At 60.9% G+C, this 22,701-nt stretch carries 24 protein-coding genes; 14 read left to right on the forward strand and 10 right to left on the reverse strand.

Annotated features, from left to right (window positions below):
• Positions 1 to 239 precede the first annotated feature (239 nt).
• Complete coding sequence (locus AC1DYF_RS10040) at positions 240 to 749, reverse strand: flavin reductase (RefSeq protein WP_477876579.1); 510 nt, start codon at positions 747 to 749, stop codon at positions 240 to 242.
• 141 nt (positions 750 to 890) lie between these two features.
• Here AC1DYF_RS10040 and AC1DYF_RS10045 point away from each other — a divergent pair, with 141 nt between their 5' ends.
• The 11 genes from AC1DYF_RS10045 (at position 891) to AC1DYF_RS10095 (ending at position 9,903) form a co-directional block, all read left to right on the forward strand.
• A complete protein-coding gene (locus tag AC1DYF_RS10045) occupies positions 891 to 1,964 on the forward strand; it encodes a branched-chain amino acid ABC transporter substrate-binding protein (protein WP_477876580.1) in 1,074 nt (357 codons plus the stop codon).
• A 68-nt stretch (positions 1,965 to 2,032) separates the two neighbouring features.
• A complete protein-coding gene (locus tag AC1DYF_RS10050; RefSeq protein ID WP_477876581.1) occupies positions 2,033 to 3,034 on the forward strand; it encodes a P1 family peptidase in 1,002 nt (333 codons plus the stop codon).
• Positions 3,035 to 3,123: 89 nt separating this feature from the next.
• The gene (locus tag AC1DYF_RS10055; protein WP_477876582.1) at positions 3,124 to 3,630 is read left to right on the forward strand and encodes a hypothetical protein; all 507 of its coding nucleotides are present in this window, start codon (positions 3,124 to 3,126) and stop codon (positions 3,628 to 3,630) included.
• Between the two features lie 195 nt (positions 3,631 to 3,825).
• A complete protein-coding gene (locus AC1DYF_RS10060; protein ID WP_477876583.1) occupies positions 3,826 to 4,227 on the forward strand; it encodes a hypothetical protein in 402 nt (133 codons plus the stop codon).
• 99 nt (positions 4,228 to 4,326) lie between these two features.
• Complete coding sequence (locus tag AC1DYF_RS10065; RefSeq protein ID WP_477876584.1) at positions 4,327 to 4,794, forward strand: YaiI/YqxD family protein; 468 nt, start codon at positions 4,327 to 4,329, stop codon at positions 4,792 to 4,794.
• Between the two features lie 53 nt (positions 4,795 to 4,847).
• Entirely contained in the window at positions 4,848 to 5,225 is a 378-nt protein-coding gene (gene crcB / locus AC1DYF_RS10070; protein WP_477876585.1) for a fluoride efflux transporter CrcB, read from the forward strand.
• A 42-nt stretch (positions 5,226 to 5,267) separates the two neighbouring features.
• Positions 5,268 to 6,263: an RluA family pseudouridine synthase gene (locus tag AC1DYF_RS10075; RefSeq protein WP_477876586.1), complete on the forward strand. Its 996-nt coding sequence runs from the start codon at positions 5,268 to 5,270 to the stop codon at positions 6,261 to 6,263.
• A 66-nt stretch (positions 6,264 to 6,329) separates the two neighbouring features.
• Complete coding sequence (locus AC1DYF_RS10080; protein ID WP_477876587.1) at positions 6,330 to 6,980, forward strand: HAD-IA family hydrolase; 651 nt, start codon at positions 6,330 to 6,332, stop codon at positions 6,978 to 6,980.
• An 8-nt stretch (positions 6,981 to 6,988) separates the two neighbouring features.
• Positions 6,989 to 7,771 carry an ATP12 family chaperone protein gene (locus AC1DYF_RS10085; protein WP_477876588.1) on the forward strand — a complete coding sequence of 261 codons (783 nt, stop codon included), beginning with the start codon at positions 6,989 to 6,991 and terminating at the stop codon, positions 7,769 to 7,771.
• Between the two features lie 81 nt (positions 7,772 to 7,852).
• Positions 7,853 to 9,046, forward strand: coding sequence for a GH12 family glycosyl hydrolase domain-containing protein (locus tag AC1DYF_RS10090; RefSeq protein ID WP_477876589.1), 1,194 nt, complete (start codon positions 7,853 to 7,855; stop codon positions 9,044 to 9,046).
• A gap of 68 nt (positions 9,047 to 9,114) precedes the next feature.
• Positions 9,115 to 9,903, forward strand: a complete 789-nt coding sequence (locus AC1DYF_RS10095) for a hypothetical protein (RefSeq protein ID WP_477876590.1) — start codon at positions 9,115 to 9,117, stop codon at positions 9,901 to 9,903.
• Between the two features lie 46 nt (positions 9,904 to 9,949).
• On the opposite strand, the gene fghA is transcribed toward AC1DYF_RS10095, so the two are convergent.
• From fghA to AC1DYF_RS10125, 6 genes are all read right to left on the reverse strand, one after another.
• Complete coding sequence (gene fghA, locus AC1DYF_RS10100; protein WP_477876738.1) at positions 9,950 to 10,786, reverse strand: S-formylglutathione hydrolase; 837 nt, start codon at positions 10,784 to 10,786, stop codon at positions 9,950 to 9,952.
• A gap of 14 nt (positions 10,787 to 10,800) precedes the next feature.
• The gene (locus AC1DYF_RS10105; protein ID WP_477876591.1) at positions 10,801 to 11,859 is read right to left on the reverse strand and encodes a hypothetical protein; all 1,059 of its coding nucleotides are present in this window, start codon (positions 11,857 to 11,859) and stop codon (positions 10,801 to 10,803) included.
• Complete coding sequence (locus AC1DYF_RS10110; RefSeq protein WP_477876592.1) at positions 11,856 to 13,163, reverse strand: replication-associated recombination protein A; 1,308 nt, start codon at positions 13,161 to 13,163, stop codon at positions 11,856 to 11,858. Before AC1DYF_RS10110 ends, AC1DYF_RS10105 begins: the two co-directional genes overlap by 4 nt.
• Entirely contained in the window at positions 13,160 to 14,551 is a 1,392-nt protein-coding gene (locus AC1DYF_RS10115; protein WP_477876593.1) for a DegQ family serine endoprotease, read from the reverse strand. Before AC1DYF_RS10115 ends, AC1DYF_RS10110 begins: the two co-directional genes overlap by 4 nt.
• 125 nt (positions 14,552 to 14,676) lie before the next feature.
• Complete coding sequence (locus AC1DYF_RS10120; protein ID WP_477876594.1) at positions 14,677 to 16,305, reverse strand: FMN-binding glutamate synthase family protein; 1,629 nt, start codon at positions 16,303 to 16,305, stop codon at positions 14,677 to 14,679.
• Between the two features lie 82 nt (positions 16,306 to 16,387).
• Positions 16,388 to 16,942: a cysteine hydrolase family protein gene (locus tag AC1DYF_RS10125; protein WP_477876595.1), complete on the reverse strand. Its 555-nt coding sequence runs from the start codon at positions 16,940 to 16,942 to the stop codon at positions 16,388 to 16,390.
• Positions 16,943 to 17,364: 422 nt separating this feature from the next.
• On the opposite strand from AC1DYF_RS10125, the gene AC1DYF_RS10130 reads away from it, so the two are divergent.
• A complete protein-coding gene (locus tag AC1DYF_RS10130; protein WP_477876596.1) occupies positions 17,365 to 17,730 on the forward strand; it encodes a hypothetical protein in 366 nt (121 codons plus the stop codon).
• Positions 17,731 to 17,752: 22 nt separating this feature from the next.
• On the opposite strand, the gene AC1DYF_RS10135 is transcribed toward AC1DYF_RS10130, so the two are convergent.
• From AC1DYF_RS10135 to AC1DYF_RS10145, 3 genes are all read right to left on the reverse strand, one after another.
• Positions 17,753 to 18,232 carry a hypothetical protein gene (locus tag AC1DYF_RS10135; RefSeq protein WP_477876597.1) on the reverse strand — a complete coding sequence of 160 codons (480 nt, stop codon included), beginning with the start codon at positions 18,230 to 18,232 and terminating at the stop codon, positions 17,753 to 17,755.
• A gap of 480 nt (positions 18,233 to 18,712) precedes the next feature.
• Positions 18,713 to 19,162 carry a DUF2272 domain-containing protein gene (locus tag AC1DYF_RS10140; RefSeq protein WP_477876598.1) on the reverse strand — a complete coding sequence of 150 codons (450 nt, stop codon included), beginning with the start codon at positions 19,160 to 19,162 and terminating at the stop codon, positions 18,713 to 18,715.
• A 161-nt stretch (positions 19,163 to 19,323) separates the two neighbouring features.
• Positions 19,324 to 19,983: a glycoside hydrolase family 25 protein gene (locus AC1DYF_RS10145; protein ID WP_477876599.1), complete on the reverse strand. Its 660-nt coding sequence runs from the start codon at positions 19,981 to 19,983 to the stop codon at positions 19,324 to 19,326.
• Positions 19,984 to 20,373: 390 nt separating this feature from the next.
• Between AC1DYF_RS10145 and AC1DYF_RS10150 the strand changes: the two genes are divergently transcribed.
• Entirely contained in the window at positions 20,374 to 20,739 is a 366-nt protein-coding gene (locus tag AC1DYF_RS10150; protein ID WP_477876600.1) for a helix-turn-helix domain-containing protein, read from the forward strand.
• Complete coding sequence (locus tag AC1DYF_RS10155; RefSeq protein WP_477876601.1) at positions 20,736 to 22,700, forward strand: VIT domain-containing protein; 1,965 nt, start codon at positions 20,736 to 20,738, stop codon at positions 22,698 to 22,700. The genes AC1DYF_RS10150 and AC1DYF_RS10155 overlap by 4 nt, the downstream gene beginning before the upstream one ends.
• The last annotated feature ends 1 nt before the right edge of the window (position 22,701 follow it).

The following is a 22,701-nucleotide window of genomic DNA, read 5'->3' on the forward strand; positions in this document are numbered from 1 at the left end:
GGAGCGGAGCAAACCGCAGTCGGACCCGCCGGTCCGGCGAGGATTTTCGACGACGTCCGGAAGCCAAAAGCGCCCGGCCCGCAGGGTGACCCGGAAATCGGCCACCGGGGGCGTCAAAATCCTCGACCGATGCCAAGCATCGCTCTGCGGTATTTTCCTACTCGGATGACCGTTTCCGGGTCACGCAATAGGTTCATATCATCGACACTTGGTATTACCGGCATGCCGCTGAGATCGCGTCAGAGCGCCTGATACGACCGGTCCAGATAAACCAGCGCCGGGTGATTGCCGCCCATCCTCAATGCGGCCACCTCGCCGATCATGATCGTATGCGTCGCATGCGGGATCAGCTTGACGATTCGGCAGTCATAGGTAGCGATAGCGTCGGCGAGCGCCGGCGCACCGGTCACCAGCGTGTCCCAGTTGCCCTTGGCGAAGCGTTCGTCGGTCGAGAGTTTTTCCAGCCCGGAAAAGGCGTGGCTCAGCACCTGATGGTGCGACGACAGCGAATTGAGCGCGAAGATGCCGCTGTCGAAAAAAATCTTGTTCTTCTCATTGCCATGGTTGAGGCAGACGAGCACGGTCGGCGGGCTGTCCGACACGGAGCAAGCAGCCGTGACCGCCACGCCGCGTCTTTGGCCGTTGAATGCAGTCGTGACCAGTTGCACATGGCCCGCATAGCGCGCCATCGCATCGCGATAGAGTTTGCCGTCGGCCACCGACAGTTCCGCCAGGTTTCGCTTCAACATGATTTTCCTATATAGGAGAAGGATTGAGAATTTCGAAAGCCGGAGCCGACAAATCAACGGTTATTTTTAACGCCGACCGGCCTTTCGCCTTGCGGAAGCCCGTCCCGGGGTTACAAAGGGATGAAATCCGGAACTGCGCCCATGCCGAAACTTGCCGCTCTCTTATTCGCAACCTCGCTGGCCGTGCCGCTGCCTGCTTTCGCCGCAGGCCCGAAGATTGCCGTCGTGGCGCCGCAGTCCGGCAATCTCGAAATCCTCGGCCGCCAGGTGATTGCCGGGGCGACGCTTGCGGCAAAGGACAAGGCCGAACTCGTCCTGATCGATGAGACCTGCGCCGACAATTCCGGACCGGACGTGGCGGCCAAGATCCGCCTCTCGGGTGCCACGATCGCCATCGGCTTCCTCTGCTCGCAATCGCTCGAAGGCGGCCTGCCGCTGCTCGCCCAGGCGAACATCCCTGCGATTTCGCTCTCCGTGCGCGCCTCTATCCTGATGGAAGACTCGCTCAAGAAAGGCTGGCCGTTCTTCCGCCTTGCCCCCGGACCATCAGCCGAGCGGGGAAAACTGATAGAGGCGATCTTCCAGAACTGGAAGAACGAGCCTTTCGCCATCCTTGACGACGGCACGATCACCAGCCGCGAGACGGCGGAAACGGTGCGCGAAGCGCTTGAACAGAAAGGCATGAAGGCCACCCTGGTCGACAATTTCAGTCCGGCACAGGAAATGCAGACATTGCTCGTGCGGCGGCTTGCCAAGGCCGGCGTCACCCGTGTCTTCGCCGCCGCCGACCGCAGCGATATGGCGGTGATGGCCCATGATGCGCACGAGGCCGGGCTTAACCTGATCTTCCTTGGCGGTGATGCACTCAACGCCGCCGACCAGAACCTGCCACTCGAAAAGGGCGTGCTTGCCGTGACCCTGCCGGACGACCAGACGCTTGCCTCCGCCAAGCCGGTGGTCGATGCGCTCGCCAAGGACGGCAAGACTGCCGACGGCTATACGTTGCCGGCCTATGCGGCGGTCACCGTCGCGCTCGACGCCAACGAGATCGCCGCCGGCAGCGGCGCGCCGCTCGTCCAGGCGCTGGTGGACACACCGTTTCAGACAGTCATCGGCGAGATCAGCTTCACCAAGGCGCATGAACTGGCCACCAATCCTTTCGTGCTCCTGGAGTGGAATGGCGTGGAATTCGTCGTACCGACGGTGACGCAGTAGCTGCTCGTCAATATTTCTATTCCAACTTCCACTGCAAAACCGGCGCGATGCAGACGATGGCAATGATCATGAGGACCGGACCCAAGAATCTGATCACCGATGTCGCCGGCCTGCGCGTCGGCAATGCCGAGGATCGGCGGCTGAAGTCCGGCGTCACCGTTGTTATCGCCGACCGGCCCGCCGTCGGTGCCGTGCATGTCATGGGCGGGGCGCCAGGGACGCGTGAGACAGATCTGCTTGAACCGCACAACACTGTGCAGGCCATCGATGCCATCGTGCTTTCCGGTGGCTCGGCCTTCGGGCTCGACGCCGCCTCGGGCGTGCAGGCGGCGCTTCGGGAGATGGGCCGCGGCTTTGCCGTCGGGCCGGTGCGTGTGCCGATCGTGCCGGCCGCGATCCTCTTCGACCTGATCAATGGCGGCGACAAGGATTGGGGCCGCTATCCGCCCTATCGCGAGATGGGCCACGCGGCGACACTTTCGGCTGCCGAGACCTTTTCGCTCGGCAGCCACGGCGCCGGCACTGGCGCACTGACGGCCGGGCTGAAAGGCGGGCTGGGTTCGGCCTCAACCGTGCTTGCCGATGGCACGACGGTGGGCGCGATTGTCGCCGTCAACGCGCTCGGCAGCGTTACCTGGGGCGAAGACCGCCGCTTCCGCGCCGCTGTCCACGAGATCGGCGACGAATTCGGCGGCCTTGGCCTGCCTTCCGTCCCGTCGGACGAGGCGCGGGCGATCCGTACCAAGCTCAATCTCGGCCAGCCGAAAGAGGCCAATACCACGATCGCGGTGATCGCCACCGACGCGGTGCTGACCAAGGCCGAGGCGAAGCGGCTGGCGGTCGCAGCCCATGATGGCTTTGCCCGAGCGATCTGGCCGTCGCATACCCCGATGGATGGCGATCTGATCTTTGCATTGTCGACGGGCGCTTCCAAGCGCACGCCCGACCCGGCTGGCGCGATCGACCTCTCGGCCGCGGCCGCAGCGACCATGGCGCGCGCCATAGCCCGTGCCGTCTATGCGGCCACAGCCGAACTCGGGGATGTCATGCCCGTCTGGAGAGACCGTTAGCAGCGCCTGTTAACATGGTGTAAAATGGATCGGCCTAGGATACCGCCATCTGCCGCCCTCACCCCAGTTCGTCCGATCGGAGAGATTCGATGCGCCTGCCAACCGTTGCTGTCGCCCTGCTTGCGCTTGCCCTTCCTGCGTCAGCCATTGCCGATCCTGCGGGTACCTATGACCTGACAGGTCTGAACCCCGATAGCGGCGACACCTACAAAGGAACTGCGACCGTGACCCGCACCGGCGAGACCTACAGCGTCGTCTGGAAGATCGGCGATGACACGATTTCCGGCATTGGTATCGGTATCAGGCTGGTCGATGGCCGGGCAGTGCTCGGCCCTGCCAACGATGGCGATGTCGGCTTGTCCGTCTCCTACGAATCGGGCGACGACCATGGCATTGTCACCTATTTCGAACAGCCTGATGGCACATGGCATGGCACCTGGGCCTATAATGGCTGGCGACGCATCTCCACCGAGGACTGGACGCCGCGCGATCACAAGCCGGTCACCAAGGTCGAAAACCAGACCCTGACGACGGTCAAATCGATCAATCGGCAGAAGTCGGCACCCGAGCCGCAGCAGGTCGGCCCGAAGAATTGATCTTGAGCCCCGGCAATCCCGGCAGAAATCCGCCTTCGGCGGCCGCAGACACCATCCGCTTAAGATTTTTCCGGCGAAACGCAAGAATCTCCCCAAGAAAGGTCAGTCTGATCCGTCTTACGCAGGTCGACAAGACGATGTATCAAAACCTCGGACGCGGGATCGGCTGTCGTCCGAGACAAACGGGAGAACATCATGCGCATTCGTACGATCATCGCCGCCGGCCTTCTGGCTCTGGCGCCCGCCCTGGCATGGGCGGACCCGACCGGCACCTTCAAGGTGCAGGGCGTCAATCCCGACAACGGCCAGCAGTATACCGGCACGGTGAAGGTGGTTCGCGAGGGCGAAACCTATGCGGTGGCGTGGAACATCGGCGGTCAGCAATTCGCCGGCACCGGCCTTGGCGCCAAATTCAACGGCAATCGTTTCGAAATGGGTCCCGCGAGCCCGGACGACACCGCGATCTCCGTCGGCTACATCTCCGGCAATTCGTTCGGCATGGCAATGTATTTCCTGCAGCCCGACGGCACCTGGCAGGGCGTCTGGACCTATGCTGGTTCGAAGAAAGCCTCGTCGGAAAACTGGCTGCCGAACTGAGCTTGCCGCCCGGCGGCAATTGCCACCTGCCAACATGCCGCCTAAGTTTGCCAACGGAGCAGTGACCCTGCTCCGTTTTTCTTTTGGGAATTCATCTCGATGTCTGACGCACCCACAAACGAAATCTATGTCGACGCCGATGCCTGCCCGGTCAAGGCGGAAATCCTCAAAGTGGCGGAGCGGCACGGCCTGCGCGTGACCTTCGTCGCCAATAGCGGGCTCAGACCGTCGCGCGATCCCATGGTTCGCAATGTCATCGTCTCCGCCGGCTTCGATGCGGCCGACAATTGGATCGCCGAGAATTGCGCTGAAAACGATATCGTCGTCACCGCGGACGTGCCACTGGCCTCGCGCTGTGTCGCCAGGGGCGCGCATGTGACCGGTCCGACCGGCCGGATTTTCGACCCGTCCAACATCGGCATGGCATCGGCGATGCGCGATCTCGGCCAGCATCTGCGCGAGACCGGCGAAAGCAAGGGCTACAACGCCGCCTTCTCCCAGCGCGACCGGTCCGCCTTCCTCGAAACCATGGAAAGACTCTGCCGGCGGGCGAAAGCGGTCGGCTGACGCAGAGTGCGGTCCGGCTTGACCGGCATAGTCTTCTATGCAAAGCCTCAGCCATGCTTAACATCGTCCTTGTCGCTATCGGCGGTGCCATCGGCTCCGTCGCCCGCTATCTCACCGGCATGTATTCCGCCCGCCTGCTCGGCACGGGTTTTCCCTGGGGCACACTGGCCGTCAATGTCGTCGGTTCGCTGGCCATCGGCATTTTCGCCGAACTGATCGGCCGGCGCTTCAGCGCACCCTTGGAATGGCGGCTCTTTATCATCACCGGCTTTCTCGGTGGCTTCACCACCTTCTCGGCCTTTTCGCTCGACGTCGCGACGCTGATCGACAATGGCAATCTGGCATTGGCGCTGACCTATGTTGCGCTTAGCATGCTGGTGTCGCTGTTTGCGGTTTTCGCGGGACTGGCAATGATGCGCGCTTTGCTCTAAAGCCTGCCCCAGAGCCTTTCATAGGCTGTACAGGAAGGCGATATGGCAGGCGTAGAACACAAACAAGTCGATGGCGACGAAGCTGGCATGCGGCTCGACCGCTGGTTCAAGGTGCATTATCCGGGGCTCGGCTTCGGTCCGCTGCAAAAACTGCTGCGTTCGGGCCAGATCCGCATCGACGGCGGCCGCGCCAAATCCGACAGTCGCGTCCAGCCCGGCCAGACGATCCGCATCCCCCCGATGAATATCGACGAGAAGCAAAGCGACAAGCCGCTGTCCGGCAAGGAGCTCTCGCATTCGAGCGATCACGAACTCTTGTCGCGCATGGTGCTTTACGAAGACAAGAAAGTTATCGTCCTCGACAAGCCGGCAGGCCTGCCGGTGCAGGGCGGTTCTGGGGTCCATCGCAATATAGACAAGATGCTGGAAGCCTGGACCAGCCCCAAGGGCGAAAAGCCCCGCCTCTGCCACCGCCTGGACCGCGAAACATCCGGCGTGCTGGTCGTGGCCCGCACGCGCGGCGCAGCGCAAGCGCTGACCGGCGCCTTCCGCGAACGCGATACGCACAAGGTCTACTGGGCGCTGGTGAAAGGCGTGCCACGCCCGGCCGAAGACAAGATCTCGACTTGGCTGGTCAAAGAACAAACGCCGGACGGCGACCGGGTACGCGTTGCCAAGCATGGCGAGGACGGCGCCGACCATGCCGTTTCCTACTTTCGGGTCATCGAGCAAGCGGCCCAGAACCTCGCCTGGCTGGAAATGCAGCCCTATACGGGCCGTACCCATCAATTGCGCGTCCACGCCGCCCATATCGGCCATCCGATCATTGGCGATCCAAAATATTTCGAGGCCGAGCAGAGCTGGACCTTTCCGGGCGGCATGCAGAACCGGTTGCATCTGCATGCCCGCTTCATCGACATCCCGCATCCTGATGGAGGCAGGCTGAGGGTGACCGCGCCGCTGCCGCCGCACATGGTGCAGAGCTGGAACCTCTTGGGCTTCGACGAGGAAAGCGGCGGGGACTTTGAGAATGGGTAGTGAGGGGCACGGGCTTTGCGTGCTGATCGCACTCAACCGTCAAATCCTTGAAAGGCAGGACTGCTCTTGAAACTCGCCCTCTTCGATTGCGATGGCACGCTGGTCGACAGTGGCAAGCTGATCCACGAGGTGATGGTCCGCACCTTCGTTCACCACGACATGCCGCAACCGGACTACGCCGCGACCAAATCCATCATCGGCATATCCCTGGACTCCGCCATCGCCCGCCTCATGGGGCAGGACCATGTCGATCAGCGCGTCGCGGGCATAACCGCCCACTATAAGTCGATCTTCGGCACCGTACGCGCCGAACCCGGTTTCGAGGAGCCGCTGTTCGACGGTATCGCCGATGTGATGGCCACGCTTGTCACCCGCGAGGAACTGTTGCTGGGCGCCGTCACCGGCAAGTCACGCCGCGGCCTCGACCTGATCGTCGAGACCCACGGTTTCCAAAAATATTTCTTCGTCAGCCGTACCGCCGACGATTGCCCCTCCAAACCCCATCCGGCCATGGTGCTCGAATGCTGCCGCGAAACCGGCATCGATCCGGCTGATACGGTTGTCATCGGCGATGCGGTTTACGATATGATGATGGCAAAGGCGGCCGGCGCACGGGCGATCGGCGTATCCTGGGGCTATGGCGGTGTCGACGATCTGCTGGCCACCGGCGCAGATGCGATCGTCCACAGACCCGCCGATATCCTCGCCCAAATCTGAGGTCGACCATGCGAGACATATTTTCCGAACTTTCCATCCCGCCGCTCTCCGACGCCGATCCGGTGCGCCGTGCGCAGATCCAGATGCGCCAGCCGCTGCCGAAGCGCTTTTATGAGGAAGTCTCGGTCACCGAGGCCGACGACGGTTTTGCCATCCGCCTCGATGGACGCACGGTCAAGACACCTGGAAAGCGGCAGTTGGCAGTGCCGACACGCGCCGCAGCCGATCTGATCGCCTCGGAATGGCGCGACCAGGTCAACGAGATCAATCCTGCGACCATGCCGGTCACCCGGATGGCCAATACCGCGATCGACGGCATCGAGAATGAGATCGACGCGGTCTTCGACGATGTGGTGAAGTTCGCCGGCACCGATCTCCTCTGCTATCGCGCCGGTGGGCCGGCATCACTGGTCGAGGTGCAGGCCATGCATTGGGACCCGGTCCTCGCCTGGGCGGCGGAGGCTATTGGTGCCCGCTTCATCCTCGCCGAGGGTATTGTGCATCAGGAGCAGCCGCGCACGGCGGTCGAAGCCTATGCTGGCGCGCTCGACAAGCATCGCACCGCGCTCAAGCTCGCCGCGCTGCATACGATCACTACGCTCACCGGCTCGGCATTGCTTGCGCTCGCCTTCGCCGAAGGCCGCCTGACCGCCTCCGAGGCCTGGGAGGCGGCGCATGTCGACGAGGACTGGAATATCTCACAATGGGGCGAGGATGCTGAAGCGCGTGCCCGCCGTGAGACAAGCTGGCTGGAAATGCAGGCGGCCGCGGCGCTGTTTAACACGTTGTGATGTAAAATTTGACTTTTTCTGATATTCCAAAATAAGACGCCAGTTCTACTTTCGTATTTCAAGTGTGGGACTGGCGTTCAAATGACTTCAAAAGTGTTGTCTGGACATTTTGAAAAAAGCGACCAGCAGGGCGACTACATTGTCGTCAACAACGACTGGGGCAATGACGGCCGGTCCCATTCACAGACTATAACAATCGACGACACGAGCAATCTCAGCAGCGGCATTCACATGAGCTGGGATTGGGGCGCTGTCGGTCAGAAGGTACTCGCCTATCCGGAAGTCAGCGTTGGCTACAAGCCCTGGGATGCATCCGGTACCGGCACCAGCACGCTCAGCGCCAAGATCAGCGATATCCGGACATTCAACCTCTCCCATGATCTGGCGATCAACGGCAGCACGAATGACTTCGACGTTGCATATGATTTGTGGTTAACCAACACGCCCCTGGGAAACCAGAATACCATCAACACAGAGCTGATGATCTGGACGCATAGAGGCGGCCCGGATGACTTTGGCACAGACCAGGCTACAGGAAATAGCGCTATCGTCGGTACGTACGAGCATAGTGGCATTACCTTTGATCTCGTCAAATACGAGAACTTTAGCAGCAATGACGTGAACTGGCGCTATCTCGCCCTCGTGCCGCAAACCGACATTCCTGACGCCACGATCAATGTGCGCGATATTCTCACCGACCTGATCAACCGAGGTTACGTCTCCGAAAGTGATTATGTCACTGGCTTCGAACTCGGCGCCGAGATTGTCGGCGGCCAAGGCAGCCTCGACATCAACCACATGTCCTTCGGCCTCAGCCGCTACGGCGCAAACGACAGCAGCAACATGCTGACCGGCACGTCGGGTCGCGACCGTATATTCGGTTATGGCGGCAGTGATACGATCTCGGGAAAGGCCGGCGGCGACTGGCTGGTCGGCGGTCTGGGCCGGGATCAACTGACCGGCGGCGGCGGCAACGACACCTTCGTCTTCAACGATCTGAGCAAAGGGCTCGACAGGATCGTAGACTTCAAGCCCGGCGCCGACCACATCGCCGTCGATTCCGCCGTATTCACGGCCTTCGTCAAGGGAGACCTGCCGTCAACGGCGCTTGAGATCGGCGGCAGTTTCGATGCCGACTCGCAGCTTCTCTACAAGCAGGGCTCCGGCAAGCTTTATTATGACGGCGACGGTTCGGGCACGGCTCAGCAGACGCATCTCATAGCGGTGCTCGAAAACCACGCTGCGCTAAGTTCTTCCGATTTCTTAGTGCTGTGACCCCATATTAAGGCTTCACTAACCACAATTGATAAATCTAGAACAGGAGTGTTCTCTGGGGATTCGTGATGTTCGGCCTGCCGCTTCGTGCTTTTGTCATCCTGATGTTCGCGGTCGCTTTGACCGCTTGCGGCACGCGCCCGAAGCCGGCGCCGGAGGAGCTCCAGGTCTATGACATCCGCGGCGCTACCGTGGCGGCCAAGCCGGGAATCCCGGCGGCCCTGATCCGCGGCATCAAGATGCGCCTCGACCGCTCCATCCATGATACCGTTCGCCCGGACGCACTCGCGCCGGCGATCATGAATGTCGCGGTCACGGGCGTCACCACCATTCCCGGCTATGACGGCACGCGCACCGAAACGCAGGTGAGCGTCACGCTTGCCGATCCCTCGACGGGCCAGCCGATCTTCGGCAAGAGCTTCACGGTTTCGAGCTTCTCGATCAGCGATCGCGATGCCGCCGATCTCGCCGCCGAGGCGATCGTGGCGCGACTGCGCATCGAATATCAGCTCAGCCAGCCGGTCATCCAGCCGATACCAGCCAATGCACCTCGCATCTCCACCCGACTGGGCGACGACACGCTTGTGCCGATCGACAACAGGAAAGCGGATGTCATCCCGTTGAAACAGGCCCCGGTCGTCGGCGCTAATCAGGATCCCATCCTCAATTCCAAGACGACGGTCACCCCGGTCAAACAGCAGGTCACCATCGTCAAGAAGCAGCCCGTGGTCAGCAAACCGAAGCAGGTCGATCCGACCGTGGAGGATGGAGCCAAGGCCAAGGTCGTTTTCAAGGCGAAAACGACCAAGCCCGCGGCCGATGAACCCTGCGTCGAAACGATGGACAAGAAGTGCTGACCTATCGTCCGGCGAATAGAATTGGAAAAACCCGCTTCGGGCTTTTCTATTTCGCCAGCCGCTCCGCATGCCATTTCAAATGATCGTCCATGAAGGTCGAGATGAAATAGTAGGAATGGTCGTAATGTTCGTGGTTCCGCAGCGTCAATTTGATATCCGTGTCCTCGACCGCCTCTTCGAAGAGCCAGGGCCTGAGGCCGGTCTGCAGGAAGCCGTCGGCAAGGCCCTGGTCGATCAGGAATTCCGGAAAGCGTGCGCCGTCCTCGACCAGTGACACGGCATCATATTGCCGCCATGTCGACTGGTCTGCGCCGAGATATTTCTGCAAGGCTGGCGCCGACCAATCCGCCGTCGAGGGCTGGACGATCGGTGCGAAGGCCGAGCAACTCCTGAAACGATCCGGATGCTTGAGTGCAATCGTCATCGCACCATGACCACCCATGGAATGGCCGAAAATGCCCTGGCGGCCCATGTCGGCGTTGAAATTCTCGCCGATCAGCTTCGGCAGTTCCTCGCTCACATAGCTGTACATCCGGTAATTCTCGGACCAGGGCGCCTGCGTGGCGTCGAGATAGAAGCCCGCACCCTTGCCCATCTGCCAGTTGCCGGCCTCGTCGGGGATATTGTCACCGCGCGGCGACGTATCCGGGCAGATGACGATCAGCCCGAGCTCAGCCGCAAGCCGCCGGTATTCACCCTTTTCCATGACATTGGCATGGGTGCAGGTGAGGCCCGACAAATACCAAAGTACTGGCAGATAACCGTCTTTCGCCCTTGGCGGCGCGAAGACCGCAAAGGTCATGTCGCAGCGGCAGGCCTCCGAGGCATGCGAATAAACACCTTGTACGCCGCCATGCGACGCGACTTCCGAAATCTTGCTCAGCAACATCACTCTCCCTATTCGGCCTTGTCGCTCTGGCCCTGCACCGCGGCGAACCAGTGGACATATTGTTCGTAGAGGCCCGGCTTCAGCCGGTCGGCGACGCGCGCCGCCACGTCGAAGACATTGATCAGATAGTCGTCCGGCTCCTTCAGCACGGCGCGGATCATGCCGAGTTCGCGCTCAAAACCGACATATTGCTGCGGCTGGTTTTCCGACTTGTGCAGCGTTCGCCCGAGGAAGATCACCACCGAGGCATAGAGCGACTTGATCCTGTCCAGCTCGGAGAGCCGCAGGGTCCGCCGGAAAGCCAGCACATAGCAATCGAGAAAGCGGAACAGATGTTCGAATGCCACCGCCTCCGGCGGTAGACCCGCCTTCTCGTAGATGGAGCGGATCGACGCCTCGATACCCTCCGTCCAGCGCCAGCGGCCGACATCGTAGCGGAAACAGGTCGAAGGGTCGAAAGCGACCTTGCCGTTGCAGACCAGCGAATAGACCACTGCCCAGTCCATATCGCCGGTGACGATCGGATGGCCGATCAAGAGCCGGATCAATTCCTGGAAATCGTCGCGGCGAAGGTAGGAATAATAGAGCGTGTTGTCGCCGGCGACCTTCTGGCGATATTCATACATCCGGTCGGCCGCGGTCTGACCGTCGATGGTGAAGGAATGCGTGCGCAGCACCCCTTCGCCCACGGCAAACACCTGCGTCAACGGCCGGACCCCGATGAAATCCTCGCCGAGCGAGGCAAAGTCGAAATCCGGCTCGCCGGACAGCGCCTCGACATAGTCGTCGTCGCCGATCGGCAGCACGAATTCGGTCTCCGCCTCATCGAGACAGGCGAGCACATTCTCGATCGCGGTCGGGGCAAGTGGCGTGATATAGGTCACATGCTCCGGCAGATCGGAGAAGTAGGCGATCTTCGCACCCTCGCCCGAATTGTCCGATATCACCAGGCGATAATTCTTGGCGGCGCTGAAACGGATGGCGCTTTCGAGTGGTCCCTTGGAGAGTGCCAGGGGCCGGTTGGAGGGGACGATAACGGTGACCAGGCTTTGGGGCCTCACATTCACGTACGGTTCCTTTCCTTGCGGAGATTGGCCCAGTAGGCGAGCCTCTTGTTGATCTCCCGTTCGAAGCCGCGATCCGGCGGCTTGTAGAATTGCCGGCGACCCATTTTTTCGGGAAAATAATCCTGACCGGAAAAGGCGTCAGGCTCGTCATGATCGTAGCGATAGCCGTCGCCATAGCCTTCATTGGACATGAGCTTGGTCGGCGCGTTGAGAATATGCTTAGGCGGCAGCAGCGAGCCATTGAACTTCGCCGCCTGCGTCGCCGCTTTGAAGGCGGTGTAGACGGCGTTCGACTTGGGCGCCGTGGCGAGATAGACGACGGCATTGGCAAATGCCAGTTCCCCCTCCGGCGAGCCGAGGAAGTCGTAGGCGTCCTTGGCGGCATTGGCGACGACCAGCGCCTGCGGGTCCGCCAGGCCGATATCCTCGATCGCCATCCGCACCAGCCGCCGGCCGAGGAACAGCGGATCCTCGCCCGCGTCGATCATCCGGGCGAAATAGTAGAGCGCCGCATCGGGATCGGAGCCGCGCACGGATTTGTGCAGCGCCGAGATCAGATTGTAGTGGCCGTCCTGCCCCTTGTCATAGATCGGCGCCCGGCGCTGCACGACCTGCAGGAGCTGCTCCGGCGCGAAAACCTCGCTCTCGCGGGCCGCACGCCAGGCCTCTTCCGCGAGGGTGAGCACTGCGCGCCCGTCACCGTCGGCAAGCGTGATCAGCAGCGCCCGTGCCTCGTCATCCAGCGGCAGCGGCTTGCCCATTTCGATAACCGCACGATCGAGCAGTGCGGACAGGCTCTCTTCGTTATGCGGCTGGAAGGTGAGCACGCGGGCGCGTGAGAGCAGCGCGGCATTGAGTTCAAAGGAAGGGTTTTCCGTCGTCGCGCCGACCAGAACGATCGTGCCATCCTCCATGACCGGCAGGAAACTATCCTGCTGGGCGCGGTTGAAGCGATGGATTTCGTCGACAAACAGAAGCGTCTGCCGGCCCTGGGAACGACGCAATCGCGCCGCTTCGAACACTTTCTTGAGGTCGGCAACGCCGGAGAACACCGCCGAGATCTGCTCGAAATAGAGCTCGGTCTCGTTGGACAGGAGCCGTGCCACCGTCGTCTTGCCGGTGCCCGGCGGCCCCCAGAAAATCATCGAGCCGAGCGATTTCGACTCGATCATCCGGGTCAGCGCCCCGTCGGGACCGGTCAGATGCGGCTGGCCACTCACCTCGGCCAGCGTCTTCGGTCGCAGGCGGTCGGCAAGCGGCCGCGATTGATCAGATTGGCTGGCGGGGGCGAAAAGTTCATTCATCGGATGAATTGCCTGATCCTCTGGCCGTCGCGTTCGATCTCGACGCGCCAGATTGTCGGACTGTCCTGGGTGATCTCGGCCAGGATCGCCGTCGTGGTGACATCCTTGCCGTTGATGTTGATGATGATGTCCTTCGGCGCAAAGCCGAGCCGGGCGGCAGGCGAACCGTCAGTGATCCTCTCGATGACCACGCCATGCGACTCGGTCGGCATTTCCAGTGCGTCAGCGACACGTGGCGAGAGGTTGGCAACCAGCGCGCCGGCAAACGGATTCTGGCCGTCGATCAGCCGCTCGTCCTTGGGCGTGCCTTCCGGTGCCTGATCAAGGGTCAGCGATGCCGTGCTCTCCGCGCCGTCGCGCAGGAAAGTGATCTTTACCGTCGAGCCGATGCCGGCCGTTGTCAGGCGATAGGTGAGCGCATCCGGATGCTCGACCGGCCGGCCATTGACCGCCGTCACTACATCGCCGGCCTTGAGCCCTGCTTTGTCCGCCGGGCCGCCCTGCACGATCGACTGCACCAGCGCACCGCGGGCGATCTTCAGGCCCAGGGACTCGGCAATATCGGAGGTGACCGCATCGAACGAGGCGCCGAGATAGGGCCGGATGAAGCCAGGCTGGCCGCCCATGGCAGAGGCGATGAACACTTTCACCAGGTTCACGGGGATGGCAAAGCCGATGCCGTTGGAGCCGCCATCGCGTGACACGATCGCTGTGTTGATACCGATCAGCTCACCCTTCATGTCGATAAGCGCGCCGCCGGAATTGCCCGGATTGATCGAAGCATCGGTCTGGATGAAATAGGAGAAATCGCCCTCGCCGATCTTGCTGCGCGCCAGTCCGGAGACGATGCCCGAGGTCACGGTCTGGCCGACGCCGAACGGATTGCCGATCGCCAGCACGAGATCGCCGACATCGACCGCATCGGAATCGCCGATCGGCATCGCTTCAAACGTTGTGTCGCCAGCCTCGATATGCAGGATGGCGAGATCGAGCCTGTGATCCTGGAAGGTGACCTTGGCCGGGAATTCGCGTCCATCCGCGAGCGCGATGCGGATATGATCAGCGCCGTCGATCACATGGTAATTGGTGATCACCAGGCCGGACGCGTCGAAGATCACGCCGGAACCGAGCGAACTCTGCTTCTCGGTGCGGTTGGGCAGCTGCTGGCCGAAGAACTCGTCGAAGAAGGGATCGCCGGTCAGCGACGGCCGCTCCACCTGCTTGTCGGCAAACACGTTGACGACGGTGTTGGCGGTCTGCTTGACCAAGGGCGCGAAGGAAAGCTGGATTTCCGCCTTGCCCTGCGGCACGACCTTGGTCTCTGCGAATACCGCGGACGCCGAAGCAATGAACACCAACAACAGATACGCGCCGAACCGGATCAACATGTGATTCCTTCCTCTCCGAAATGACATTTTCTCACCAATCGAGCGGGCTTGGAAAGGGTTAAGTCCCAGTCAACCCCAATGATTGGCGATTTCATGTCGGCTGACGTTCGGCAACGCGGAAACATTCAGTTCGTTGCAGCGGCAAAACTGTCGGCGCGGGCGATCTCCCACGGAATCTTGAAGCGCACGTCAGATGTGCCGCTCAGCAATTCACCCTGCACCAACGGCGGGTAGAGATGCGTGAAGGTCGTGACCTGACTGTGATTGATGCGCTTGTGGAAATGGAAGAGTTCGAATTCCTGGGGGTGGTTGATGCCGGCGCTTTCGACCACTTCAGCCAGCGCTTCCATGGTCTTGTTGTGGAATTGTTTCACGCGCTGCGCCTTGTCGGCCGGCACCAGCGCCCGCTGGCGATGCGGATCCTGCGTTGCCACGCCCACCGGGCACATATCCGTGTGGCAGGACTGGCTCTGGATGCAGCCGACCGCGAACATGAAGCCACGCGCCATGTTTACCCAGTCGGCGCCGAGCGCCATCATCCGGGCAATGTCGAAGGCTGAGATCACCATGCCGGAACAGCCGAGCTTGATCCTGTCGCGCAGGCCTGCGCCAATCAGCGCATTGTGGACGAAGGTCAGCCCTTCGCGCAGCGGCATGCCGATGTGGTCGATGAACTCCTGCGGCGCCGCCCCGGTGCCGCCTTCCTTGCCGTCGACGACGATGAAGTCCGGCGTCGTACCGCTTTCCAGCATAGCTTTGACGATCGCCAGGAATTCATGTGCATGGCCGACGCAGAACTTGAAGCCGACCGGCTTGCCGCCGGAGAGCGCCCGGAGCTGGCGGATGAAGGCCATCATTTCAAGCGGCGTCGAAAAGGCCGAATGCGAGGCCGGAGAAATGCAGTCGCGATCCATCGGAATGCCGCGGATCTTCGAAATCTCCTCGGTGATCTTGGCCTTCGGCAGCACGCCGCCATGGCCGGGCTTGGCGCCCTGACTGAGCTTGATCTCGATCATCTTCACCTGGTCGAGCGTCGCCGTCTCAGCAAACCGCTCCGGCGAGAAAGAACCATCCGGATGGCGACAGCCGAAATAGCCCGAACCGATCTCCCAGGTGATATCGCCGCCATGCTCACGATGATAGGGCGACAGACCGCCCTCGCCCGTGTCATGGGCAAAGCCGCCGAGCTTGGCACCATGGTTGAGCGAGCGGATGGCATTGGCCGACAGCGAACCGAAACTCATCGCCGAAATGTTCAGCACCGAGGCGCTATAGGGCTGCTTGCAATCCGGCCCGCCGACGGTGATGCGGAAATTGTGGTTGGCGAGCCGGGTCGGCGCCAGCGAATGCGAGATCCATTCATAGCGCGGTTCATAGACATCATATTCGGTGCCGAACGGGCGCTTGTCGAGCTGCCCCTTGGCGCGCTGATAGGCGAGCGACCGCTTGTCGCGCGGAAACGGCCGGCCGTCCTTCTCGCCCTCGAAGAAATATTGCCGGATTTTCGGCCTCAGATCTTCCATGATGTAGCGGGTATGGCCGGCAATCGGATAGTTGCGCAACACCGCCCGCTTCGTCTGGGTGATGTCGTGCAGGCCGATGGCAGCGAGCGCCGCAAAGATCAGGAATGGCACGATCACGACCGTGTACGAGGCCTCGCCCGTGAGCAGCAGCGCCCCGAGGATGATCGTCACGACGAGCGAGAACGTCAGCGGCAGAAAACGCGGCGAGACGCTAAGCTTCAATGTTTCCACGGATTTCCCCCCATTATGACATGATCATTATAGGAGGGAGGACTAATCCTGCAATATTGCGCGAACGTGACAGCGCCAGGGCCTAGAACGCGATGGTGTATGACGCCTTGACGTCGACCATGTGCTCGCCCGCATCAAAACCGTCGAGCGTCTCGTTGTGATGGGCGATGATCTGTTCGAAAGACAGGCCGCCCCGATCGGCCGTCATGTGTCCATCAGACACTAACGTAACGTCATAACCCAGGGTAACTGCGCGCCGCGCCGTGGTATCGACGCAGAACTGGGTGGCGCACCCACCGATCACCAGATGGGTGACGGCGCGCTCCCTGAGCCTCTGGTCGAGATCGGTGTCGAAAAAGCTGTCGCTGGAACGCTTGTTGACGAGAACCTCTCCGTCGACCGGCGCGATCTCCGGCCTCAGTTCCCAGCCCGTCGTCCCCACTGCAATGCTCGACCCCGCCGGATCGTCATGCTGGACGACGATGACCGGAATGCCGGCGGCGCGTGCCTTGTCCTTGAGATCGGCAAGCCTGCCGACCACATGATCATAGGCGGCGTCGATCGCATGCTTACGCTCCGGCGCATGGCTGCCAAGAACACCCTTCTGGACATCGATAATCACAAGTGCTCTGCGCATGGCAGCCTCCCTATTGCGCCCGGCATCCCACCGCCGGGCAGTTGCCGGCGAAACCGCGCGCGTCCCACTGACAAGCCACGACGGATTCACCTGAATAGCGCACCGCCACACATCTCTTGTCGGCGCGGCAATCGGCTTCGTTGAGGTGCGTTCCGCAAATGCCGTCGCTTGGCTTCGTGCACCAGTCATCCGGTGACATGCCGCACGGATTACCCGCCCGCGCCGCCACAGCAGGAACGGCGAGCGCAAGCACAAATGCGAGCCGTATCAACTTCATCTGCGCAAATTACCGCACAGCGCCGTTAGTCGCAAGAGGTCCGGCGGCCAGCTCGGACGAGTTCGAAGACAGGCGGGATGTCCAGCGCATGTTTCCCTCCTCTGGTCCGTCTTAGTCTGAGACACAAAGCGTCAGGAGGACATTCATGCGAGCAACACATTTTGCGCTGGCGGTTGCGATTGCCGCAATCGCAGGCAACGCTGTGGCGGGGACACTGCAGGACGGAGACTACGGCTGCACGATCGACAATTCATTCCTCGGCACCATCCAGATCGCCGGCAAGGTCTATCGCGGCCCAGCCTTTGACGGCAAATACGAGGGAGACTATTCCTATTCGGTCTCCGACCAAGGCACGATCGATTGGGGCGGCCCGCTGGGCGGCATTTCTGCCGGCGGCAACAAGATCGCCAGCACGGTCCTGACCGATGCCGGCAACGGCCGCCACGGCTTCGACATCACCATCCAGAATTCGGAAGGCAATTTCCAATCGATCAGCTGCTTGCCGCAATAAGCTGCCGAGCCCACCTAGCCAGTCACGGCTTCGGCTGGACCGGCGCGCGGCTGCCCAGCGCATCGGCGACGCAAGCGTCGACAGTGCTGACGCAGAGCCCGTTGATATGGGTGCTGGTATTGTTATCGCCGGCGAAATCGATCTGCACAACCTTGCCGTCGACGAAGCGCACCTGCGTGTTGCAGAATCCCTCGGCGCCGGTGGCGGTCGCCCCGGTGACGCCAGGAATCGGACCGACGCCCAGCGTGGTCATGCCGACATTGAGGCTGCCGCGCGAATAACTGCGCTGATAGGTCCAGATCTTCTCGTTCTTGGAGACGGCGACCCCCATGGTCGGAAAGCCAGCGCACATCCTCACATCCGCCTCGCTCATGCCAACCATGACCTTGCGGGCCTGATGCACGGTCTTGTCTTCTTTGATCAGGTGGGACGTATCGGGCGGCGTGGCGCAGGCGCCGATGCTCAGCAAACCGAACACCGCAAGATTTCGAAGTTTTGGCATCGCTCGGTCATCCCTCGCGTTGTTCGACATCGTCAACTTTCCGGCTCTGGCCCGCAGTGCCGGACATGCCGGCGAGGCTCAAAAAGCAAAACAGCGCCCCCGGGGCTCGCCGGGTAAAGCCGCGAATCGGCTGATCGGTTCCGCGGAAAGGCGAAAATGACGCAGTGCAAAAGCGCGTGTGGCTGATAGGGAGACGCGGTTGAGGCGGAGTTCGGTTGAGATCCCATCTGCGAGGGAGAATACCGCCGAACTCTTTGCCGCTTCAGATGCAAAGTTTTCCCGGGCGTGGGCGTAGCGCCTTTGATCGGAGCAGCATCGCACCGGCAACGATCGTTGAGCGGAAGCAACCCAGACAATAACCCGAAAATCGGCCAGGACGGTTTGCTGCCCGCTTACCCAACTCGCCGACGTCCCTCGGGGCCACGGACGAGGGATCGCGAATACCGCGCGTGGCCGTCATTCCTCGCCGTGGGGCAGTGCTCACATGCGATCTTCGATAATGCCTATGAATGGCAAGTGGTTACGCTGGGGGATTAACCCGTTCTTCAAATAGATGATCTTCTCGCGGACTGAATCGCCTTCATTGCCGCCCACCGTCAGGATGTACTCTCCGGTGTGGTCGTGACCGCGTTCAATCACGATCGCGGAGTGCGAATGATAGTCGTCGTGCTGACGGGCATATGCAAAATCGTAGGAATGGCCGGGCTGATTATCCACGACGATGTCGCCGAGCTGAGGCGAGTAGATCTCGATCGGGTGGCCACGAAATGAACCTGTATCTTGGTCGGCATTGTGGATAGCCCAGTTCATGAAGATGGCGTGCCGTTCGGCAAATTTGAAATCGTGTTTGGTCGCTCCCGCCTTCAAGAGGTTCCACGAAACGAACACTGCGGACCACTGCTCCTGGACACCTGGGAAATGGTATCCCAAATCTGTCCAATAACGCCTGATTTGAGGTGCGAGGGTGTCGTCCCCTCGCTATGCAGGTGATATGTCTGGAATTGCTCTTCCGCGATTTTCGCGAGTTTCATCGTGAATGCACTCGGCATTTCTCATCTCCGTTCAAAGATCGCAATTGCAATGCAGAATCTTCAGCTCGCCCAGATCGCTCGCAATTGCTGCTCGCTGCCGTCGAACACCGAACGGTCCCAGGAACCAAAACCGTCGATGGGTTTCGGGTTGTGATGCGGCTTTCCGTCCGTGTATTGCCAAAGCGTCCAATCGTTCCACGACCTCTGGATCTTCAGCTTCGGTTCGTTGACATACCCGGCCGCCCAGAGTTTGCATTGGGCGAACTTGGCGTTGGTCTTGCTGCCGAGAATGTCGCGGACGGTGCTGCCGGAATAGAAGAACGGGAAACGCCCCAGGCGCTGATGCACCGCATCGATGAAATCTTCCGCGTCCGCTACGGACATGGTCAATTCTACTTCGGGCTTGTCCTTATGGTGATATCCCTCGAAATCGAGTGACAGGAACACATTCTTGGGATCGCCGATCCGATCGAGAAAGTATTTCGCCTGCTGGGCGCCGGTGCCGCTGTCTTCGCGATTTTCGGCGAAGTGATAAGCACCCCACAGAAGCCCGGCTTGCTCGGCGGCCGCTCGCCTCTGGTCGTATTTCGAATCCTTGAAATGGCTGCCCTGCGTGGCCTTGTGCATCACGGCGACGATGCCTGCGGCTTTCAAGGCATTGAAGTCGATTTCGGCGCTTTGATGATGCGAGATGTCGACGATGGCGTCCAGACGAGACATATTCTTCCCTCCAAAGCGCTCCACCTCTGAGCGCAATGGAATTACGTTTTCGCGTCTATGCTTTATTCATAGTGGATGGAAATAATTCTTAACTACACCCAGTTTGACAGCGTTGCTCTTTCAGGAATTGACAAAGGTTAAAACTGCGCGACCGAATGTTGAAGAGTCTGAATTGGCTTCACCAGCGTCGCGCGACACCTTACCCTGGCGCGCCCCGCCCCACGCGAAGTCAAGCCCCTTCCCTAATCAGGGCGCGTGTTGGGCATCGTAAAATAGGCAGGCAAATTCAAATACATATGTTTATTCGACACAAAAACTGTCGTTTTAACTTGAACACGGTCGCCTTAAATGACATATGAACTGTCATAAAAGATTTGATTGGACGGGGCGATGAACCTTAGGGAACTCGCGGAAGCGAGCGRCACGCCGGAACGCAACATCCGCTTCCTTATCTCGCAGGGCATTGTCCCTGCGCCGGATGGATCGCGGAAATTCGCTTCGTATGGCGACGAGCACGTCAGAGCGCTCGCCGTCTATTCCGAAGCGAAGGCGGAAGGTCTGTCGCTCGAGGCAATAAAGCGACGGATCGATGCCATAAGGCGCGGCGGCGCTATCGAGCGAGAAGTTGCTCCCGGTGTGGTCGTCAAGGTTGATCCGGAGGCCGTGCCTGATGTCGAGGAACTGTTCGTCGCCATTCAGTCCGTCGTCGAGGAAATGCAACAGCGCCGAGCGCGCGGGGAAGGAGAACTGACATGAGAACAGCCATCCGCGAGACCGAAGAAATGCTTCAGGCCTTCGTCCAGAGAGGAACCCCACCCGTACCACTCAAAGCCATCACCTATGATGTAGAGATCGTGTCTGCACTGGCAGTCGTTACCCAGAAGCGTGTCTTCAGAAACGAAGAGACAATCCCGATCGAGGCGACAATGACATTCCCGGTCGGTTACGATGCCGTGGTCGCATCGGTCAAAGCCATTGTCGACGGCCGCAGGCTCGTTGGTATCGCCAAGGCCAAGCAGCAGGCACGCGCGACATATGAGAAGGCGCTCGACGACGGCAAAGCCGCCGTACTGCACGAGGAGTTGCTGCGCGGATTGCACATGATATCCGTTGGCAATGTCGCCCCGGGGGCTGAGATTGTCGTCGAGACTGTATCCGTCGCCCAGTTGCAGATCGTTGGAGGCAAGGGCCGAGTGCGCATTCCTCTCACCATTGGCGCGGTCTACGGCGTCTCGCCGTTCCTGCCCTCCGACGATCTTGTCACCGGCGGCGAGGTTTTTGACGCAGGCGTCACGGTCAAGGGGGCAAGCGACGTCACTATCAATGGATTTCCTTCCACCGACATAACATCGGTCAAGACCTCTTACGTCATAGATATAGAAGTGGCGGCCCCTGCCCTCTACCCAGTGACCGCCAAGACCGCCGGAGACGGATACGCGACCATCACGTTCGCCGCCTCCAGCCCCGGTCTGTCGCCTTTGACGGCGAAATTGCTTCTCGACGCATCAGGATCGATGGAGACGATGAACTCGCGCGGCAAGTCCAAGTGGGACGCCATGTGTGAGGGCCTGACCATTGCACTCGGGGGTGCCGACATCCAGTCCGAAGACAGTTTCGAATTCTGGACATTCTCGGACGACACGACTTTCGGTGGAAGAGCTAAGAGCACAGCGGCAAGCAGCCTCGTTAAACATCTGCCGATGGATGGTGGAGGCACACAGATTGGAGCCGCGGTGCACAAGACTGCTGGCGACGGCTCCAACATACTTCTCGTCACCGACGGACTTTCCTACGATGCCATCGATTTCGATCTCGTCAAGAGGACAGGTTGTCGGTTCACCGTCGTGCTGATCGGAGGTTCTTCACTCGATGCCAGGGTCGCCCAACTCGCGGCGGTCACCGGCGGGCAGGTCTTTGTCGTGCCGGAAGCGGGCGACGTGGCAAGCACCGTCGCCGCATCGCTCGCGGCGATGCGAGGCTCAGCGTCGCCGGTCCGGACACGTTCGTCGAGGACGGAAGCCTTGTCGCGTGCAGTCGGCGGTCTGGATATCGCGCTGTCCTATTCGGACGCCGCGGAACCGGGCACTGTTGTACATCCCGCCGCAGCAGCCTATTCCGCCTGGCTCGGCGTCCAGACTCTCGACGAGGCGACCGCTGCGCAGATTGCCGCGGAGGAAGGCATCGTGACTCACCTGACCTCGATCGTGTTGGTCGACCAGCAAGGCGACACGGTCGACGACATCGCCGTCACCCGCAAAATCGCGCTTTCGGCGCCTGATGAGGATTTAGCCGGCGCGTTCTTGGAAGAACGGGCATTCGCAGCGGGACCTGAGTCCCAACCGAGGGTTTCTTACGGGAGACTGCGCAAAGCGCTCCCTCGCTCCATGCACCACGTACCCATGCCTGCGGCGCCGGCTTTCATCGTCTTGCCCGCGACATCTTCGAAGGATCCAATCGACTGGAACAAGGTGGCCGAGTACGTCAGCCTAGACCGCCAACCCGAGGCGTTGCGCGATTTAATCGCCATACTGTCCGGCAAGAGCGAGATCAAGGCACTGGCAGACGCTCGCGGCATTCCTGAATGGAAGGTCGTCGTGGCCGTCGTGGCGATCCGCTGGGGCGGCGGCAATCGTACTGCCCAACGCATCGCAAGAAAGCTCCTCGGAGCGGCTGACAAGGCTTTGCTGTCGGCCGCAGAGGCTTGCATTCCGGCCTGAC

This window comes from Rhizobium sp. P2_G9 (assembly GCF_056403475.1).